Source organism: Anaerostipes sp. Marseille-Q3525, assembly GCF_018223505.1.
Classification (GTDB): domain Bacteria; phylum Bacillota; class Clostridia; order Lachnospirales; family Lachnospiraceae; genus Anaerostipes; species Anaerostipes amylophilus.
In genome coordinates this window covers 1-5,875 of sequence record NZ_JAGTTT010000055.1, presented here as the reverse complement: position 1 = coordinate 5,875, position 5,875 = coordinate 1, and the positions used below count along the sequence as shown (strand labels likewise).

At 43.5% G+C, this 5,875-nt stretch carries 7 protein-coding genes; all 7 read left to right on the top strand.

Going from position 1 to position 5,875, the window contains the following annotated elements; genetic code table 11:
• The first annotated feature begins 134 nt into the window (after positions 1–134).
• The 7 genes from KE503_RS13955 to pnuC all read left to right on the top strand — a co-directional run bounded on the left by KE503_RS13955 (position 135) and on the right by pnuC (position 5,706).
• The gene (locus KE503_RS13955) at positions 135–1,541 is read left to right on the top strand and encodes a DNA primase small subunit (RefSeq protein ID WP_021638909.1); all 1,407 of its coding nucleotides are present in this window, start codon (positions 135–137) and stop codon (positions 1,539–1,541) included.
• Between the two features lie 858 nt (positions 1,542–2,399).
• Positions 2,400–2,561: a hypothetical protein gene (locus tag KE503_RS13950; protein WP_004614779.1), complete on the top strand. Its 162-nt coding sequence runs from the start codon at positions 2,400–2,402 to the stop codon at positions 2,559–2,561.
• A gap of 4 nt (positions 2,562–2,565) precedes the next feature.
• Complete coding sequence (locus KE503_RS13945; protein ID WP_009256578.1) at positions 2,566–2,886, top strand: MobC family plasmid mobilization relaxosome protein; 321 nt, start codon at positions 2,566–2,568, stop codon at positions 2,884–2,886.
• Positions 2,847–3,956: a relaxase/mobilization nuclease domain-containing protein gene (locus KE503_RS13940; protein WP_021638905.1), complete on the top strand. Its 1,110-nt coding sequence runs from the start codon at positions 2,847–2,849 to the stop codon at positions 3,954–3,956. The genes KE503_RS13945 and KE503_RS13940 overlap by 40 nt, the downstream gene beginning before the upstream one ends.
• The gene (locus tag KE503_RS13935) at positions 3,946–4,212 is read left to right on the top strand and encodes a hypothetical protein (RefSeq protein ID WP_071143404.1); all 267 of its coding nucleotides are present in this window, start codon (positions 3,946–3,948) and stop codon (positions 4,210–4,212) included. Before KE503_RS13940 ends, KE503_RS13935 begins: the two co-directional genes overlap by 11 nt.
• Before the next feature lie 188 nt (positions 4,213–4,400).
• The gene (locus tag KE503_RS13930; RefSeq protein ID WP_071143405.1) at positions 4,401–4,901 is read left to right on the top strand and encodes a pyridoxamine 5'-phosphate oxidase family protein; all 501 of its coding nucleotides are present in this window, start codon (positions 4,401–4,403) and stop codon (positions 4,899–4,901) included.
• A 97-nt stretch (positions 4,902–4,998) separates the two neighbouring features.
• Positions 4,999–5,706, top strand: a complete 708-nt coding sequence (gene pnuC / locus KE503_RS13925; RefSeq protein WP_199484358.1) for a nicotinamide riboside transporter PnuC — start codon at positions 4,999–5,001, stop codon at positions 5,704–5,706.
• Positions 5,707–5,875: the final 169 nt, after the last annotated feature.

The following is a 5,875-nucleotide window of genomic DNA, read 5'->3' as shown; positions in this document are numbered from 1 at the left end:
CGGTCAAGGCGAGAGGGAGTGAGGTGTAGGTATTGACACCAAAAAGGCACTCCCTTATACTTGAGAGAAAAAGGTGCAAAAACCTATTGATAAGATTAGCGGTCAAGGCGAGAGGGAGTGAGGTGTAAAAGACTATGGCAAAATACACCAAAAGGAGAGATAAAAGAGGGTATGAGTGGAAGTCTGCTTATCGGGAGAAAGAAGCTCTTATGCTGGAGAGGGGATACCCGGAAGTAAGTCCTCATGATTTCTATCGAGAGTTGTTTCCGACTGGTAGTCTGCAGCAAGAGCCGGGGGACGGAAAAGGTAATATTATAGCGACACAGATTAGACCGTCCGGCAAAGGAAGAACCCGGCAGTGGGTAATTGATGATAGTCTGAAAATGCTGGATAAGGTCATAGGAGATAGGTTTGGGCTGATACCGCCTATTAGTTTTTACGGGAAGTCACACACGAAAGAGAACGCTCATGAGCTGTTTGCGGTGGTGGTGGATGTGGATTATGTAGGCAAACAGCAGTTAAAGAACCTGTTGAAGCAGTTTGGGAATGGTGTGCAGCTTCGTCCGACTTATCTTGTCAGCTCCGGCAAGGGGGTACATCTTTACTATTTCTTGCAGGAGCCGGTTCAGTTGTATCGAAACCGGGAAGAAGTGCTTGCGGAGCTGAAAGAAGCCTTTATCCGGCGGCTATGGAATGATACCAGCTCTATCCGTCCGGACAGCCCGGATATAACCGGAATTTATCAAGGTTTCCGGTGTGTGGGGAGTCAGTCGAAGCTGGGTGCAGATTTCCCAGTAAAAGCCTATAAGCTGTCAGAGAACCGTTACACGCTGGAGGACATAAAAGCCAGCATACCGAGCTGTAAGGTAGACCTTGCTCCGTTGTACGAGAAGCCGAGAAGAAAAAGTACCGTTACGCTGGAAGAAGCAAAGGAGCTGTACCCGGAATGGTATGAGAAGCGGATCGTGCAGGGAGAGCCGAAGCAGAAAAGTAAGAAGCAGGGCGGTACGTGGGTATGTAACGAAGCTTTATATGAGTGGTGGAAACGGAAAATAACCGAGGAAGTGAAAGCCGGAGGGCGTTACTTTTCTATTATGGCGTTGTGCTCTTATGGCTTGAAGTGTGGCATATCCGAGCAGAAGATACGGAGAGACGCCTATGCGTTCTTGGACCATTTAGAGAGCCTTACCGAGGACGAGGACAACCATTTCAGCCGGGCAGATGTGAAAGACGCTCTCCGGGCATTGAAAGGGGACAGAAAAAGGTTGTCAACGATAGCAAGCCGGGAATGGATAGAGGACAACACAAAGGTTACGATACCAGCAAATAAGCGAAATTACAGAAAACAAGAGGCTCATTTATATCTTGCAAGGCGAAAAAAAGAGGATATGAAAGTTATAGGCGAAGTAGTAAAAGAGGGCAGACCAACAGCAGAGCGGACAGTCAGAGAATGGCAGGAGAGCCACCCGGCAGGAAAGAAAGCGGACTGCATTCGAGAGACAGGACTTGCAAAGCATACGGTTTATAAGTGGTGGAAGTAGGGCATACTTGAAATGCCGAAAGGCATATGCTATAATGCCAATAGGCAAGAAAGACGAAAGTGCTCATTGTGGCACGCAAAAAGCCCCGGAGTTGCGACCTCCGGGGCTTTTCTATTCCGTTGTGGCAAGGTGGCTTATGCCTTAGGCTGGCTACCGCCTATTTATCTCCGTCCAGCCATTTGCAGATGTAGTAGGCGACTACACTTGCCAAGACAGAGAGTAAGAAAGACGAAAATATACTCATGGTGGCACACCCCCTTTCTGTACCTGTATAGGGGTGGTAGCGTCGCCCATTATACCATAGTGGCAGAAATGCCACAAGAAGCCATTTCCCCTTGTTTATTATCAAAGCCATAAGGAAAAGAGTGTCAAGGGCGGTCATAGACCGCAGCGTTTACCCTTGATACTCTTTTTTGTTGGCTATAATGCCGGAGGGGAAAACGGCTGTCCGTCCGTTCCTTTACTTCCCCCCCTGTGCTTCATTGTCCGTTCCGGCGGAAGAAAGTAAAGGGTGGTCTGCGACCATTTTTTATCTGCTGTACTCGCTGATCGGCAAGCCGAAGCTCATACTGCAGATAAAAAACAAGCCCTTGACTGTCTTCCTCCTACACTTCCAAAGTCGCCCAAGAGGAAGTAAGCTCCACTATATTCTTGGCAGAATATACGCACGAATATATCCGCTTGATATAGAGTTTATATCATGCTATAATATGTGTAGCGGATATATTGCAAGTTCCCTAAAGTGTTACCACTTTAGAACTTGTGAGGGTGGCAAGCCCCCCTTCAATCCCCCTTTTTAGAGAGCCGAAAGGCTCATAATTTGACGGTGGTAGCACCGAAGAAAGAGAGGTCAAAGGCATGAAAAAAGAAATGGATAAAATTCAGTTTGAGTACAGATACGAGGTGCAGGAGCTGATGAAAGTAATTGATAAATATGTAAAACAGAACCCGGCAGAAAAGGAAAATAAGACGCTGGAGCGTTTCTTTGACTTACTTGATGTCATGGATATGGAGTGGTAAGGGCATGAACAAGACAAGACCAAAGCAGTTATCATTCCGAGTAAGTGAAGAAGAATACCAGCAGTTGCAGGAGAAGATTTCAGAGAGTGGAAAGAACCAGCAGGAGTATATCCTTTCCTGTGTGCTGGAGAAGCAGATCGTGAATACGGACGGTATCAAAGAACTTATCCCGGAACTGAAACGGATAGGGAACAACCTCAACCAAATAGCAAAGCGGTGTAATGAGGGGGGAATGTTGCCGAGTGAAGCGGAAGTGCGGAAGCATGGAGAGGAGCTGAACAAAGTATGGCAGTCATTAAGGCGGTATCTTCAAAGGCGGGCATAGGGCACGCAATAGATTATGTGACGAAAAAAGAAAAGACAGAGGAGAAGCTTGTCAGCGGTCTGCATTGTGAGCCGGAGACGGTCAAGGAAGAAATGCAAGCCACAAAGGAGCTGTGGGGCAAGACGGACGGAAGAACCTATAAGCATTATGTGCAATCCTACCATGAGGACGAGGAAATAACCCCGGAGCAGGCTCACAAGAACGCTGTCGAGCTGGCAGAGCATACAAAGGCATGGAAAGGGCATGAAGTTCTGATAGCCACGCATATAGACAAGGGGCATATACACACGCACTTTATTGTTAATTCCGTAAATTATGAGAACGGTCATAAGCTCCAATGGAGTAAGCACGACCTTAAAGACTTAAAGGAACGGTGCAACGAGCAGAGCCGGGAACAGGGCTTGCATGTGCCGGAGAAAGGAAAGACATTTGCTGGAGAAGTACGGGAAGAAACGGTGGCATGGAGCAAAGACACCTACCAGCTTTTGAAACAGGCAGAGCAGGGAAAGGTCAAAAGCTATGTGCAGGATATTGCCCTTGCGGTGCTGGATTGTAAGGAAACAGCGACCAGCCGGGAAACATTTATCCGGCTGATGAATGAAAGAGGGTACGGAGTGGACTGGCAGGACAGCCATAAGTACATCACATATACCGACTTAGCCAGGGAACAGGCAGGAGAAAAGGCTTGTAAAATCAGAGATAACAAGCTGGAAAAATACTACAATATGGATTTCGGAAAGGAGAGCATGGAGCATGAGTTTGAGAGAAATGCACGAACAGCAGAAGCAGAGCAGTCCAAGAGAGCAGCTTCAAGAGTTAAACCGACAGAGCCGGACAGAGCTGGAAAACAGTCTGCTCAAAGAAGCGTTGGCGATGTCGAGCGAGAACTGCGAGGAATTGATGAAGCAGTCAAATCAAGAACAAGTAAGGGCAGAGCAGAACAGGCAGAGAGACGCAGAGCAGAACAGGAAGCTCATCAGCGAGCTGAAGCAGAGCGTAGAGCTGCTGAAGAACAGCAACGAGTTGCTTCAAGACGCTATATCGGACGAGGTTGGGAGCTTGAAAGATGAGGTTAAGGAAAACACCGTCCAAGAGGTTAGAAAGGCGTTACAGGCGAATATAGAGGCTATACAGAGGGCTACAAAGCTTCTTGAGAAGCAGTCTGATACACTTACGAGCGTGATGAAGCAGAAGATCCGGGAGCTGGAGGAAAGTAAGAACAGCTTTTTCAGATATGAGGGCTTGAAGTTGTACCTGTTTTGGGGCGGTATGGTCTGCAATATTTTAGTGTTTCTTATGCTGGCATATAGCTTGTTTGGAAAGTAAAAAAGAGTGATAAATTAGAATTTTCTATTGTTTTTTGAGGTGTTATTTATTATAATAGATAATGTTAATATAGAATAAAAACTGCCAACGGGTAGTGAATGCGTAAAGCATTTGTTTGTACATCGTTAGGTCTTTGAAGATGTGCATTCAAATGCTTTTTCTTTTATAACATTAAAAGGAGAAGAACCATGTTTAGAGAAATGAGAAGATTTAAGCAGTTATTGCCACAAGAAACCGCTATAGAAATTTTGAACAGAAATACAAGCGGAACTTTAGCGTTAATCGGAGATAATGATTATCCATACGCCGTTCCTATAAGCTATGTTTATATAGATGGAAAACTGTATTTCCATTCTGCTAAAAGCGGACACAAAATTGATGCAATTATTAAACATGAAAAAGCATCTTTTTGCGTAATTGATCAAGATCATATTGTGCCGGAGAAATATACTACATATTTCAGAAGCGTCATTGCGTTCGGTAAAGTACATCTTGTAGAAGATATGAATGAAATGCGTCGTATTGCAACCTTGCTTTTTATGAAATATTCAGCAGATTACAAAGATGGAATTCCTAAAGAAATTGATTCTTCTATCAGAAACATGGCAATCATTGAAATGACAATTGAACACCTGACTGGTAAAGAAGCAATTGATCTGGTTAAAATGAAAAAAGTTGATAAAGAATAAGCACTGCCACCGGGTAGTAGATGCGTAAAGCATTCGACTGTACATCGTTAGGTCTTTGAAGATGTATATTCGGATGCTTATTTTTTTGGAGGTTATTATGAAAGAGTTTAAGGACTATTTTTCAAAAAGTGAAATTGTTTTGTGGAGTTCTTCTGTAATGGTTATTATAATTTCATTCTGTGTTTTTGACAGAATAAATTATATGACTTTGTGTGCATCGCTAATAGGAGTAACATCTTTGATATTTAACGCAAAGGGAAATCCGTTTGGACAATTACTTATGGTTGTATTCAGTTTGCTGTATGGGATTATTTCATATACCTTTTCGTATTATGGGGAGATGATTACATATCTTGGAATGACAATGCCGATGGCAATTTTTGCCTTAATATCATGGCTGAAGAATCCGTATAACGGAAACAAAGCGGAGGTTAAAGTTAATAGCATTGGAAAAAGAGAAAATGTCTGTATGTGGATTGTGACATTTGTTGTTACATTTCTATTCTATTTGATTTTGAAGTGTTTTAATACAGCTAACATCATCCCGAGCACTATATCGGTAACAACAAGTTTTCTTGCAGTATACCTTACCTTTAGGAGAAGTCCGTATTTTGCATTGGCATACGCTGCCAATGATATTGTTTTGATTATATTATGGATATTGGCAAGTCTGTATGATATTAGATATGTTTCGGTGGTAGTATGTTTTATTGCGTTCTTTGCTAATGATATATACGGATTTGTAAGTTGGAGAAAAATGAAAACCAGACAGCAAGAAATAACTAATGTTGTGAGCATAATGTAAATTCCAGTTTGTCGGTACGAAGAAAAAGGTAAAATACTGTAGTGATAAGATTAGCGGTCAAGGCGAGAGGGAGTGAGGTGTAGGTATTGACACCAAAAAGGCACTCCCTTATACTTGAGAGAAAAAGGTGCAAAAACCTATTGATAAGATTAGCGGTCAAGGCGAGAGG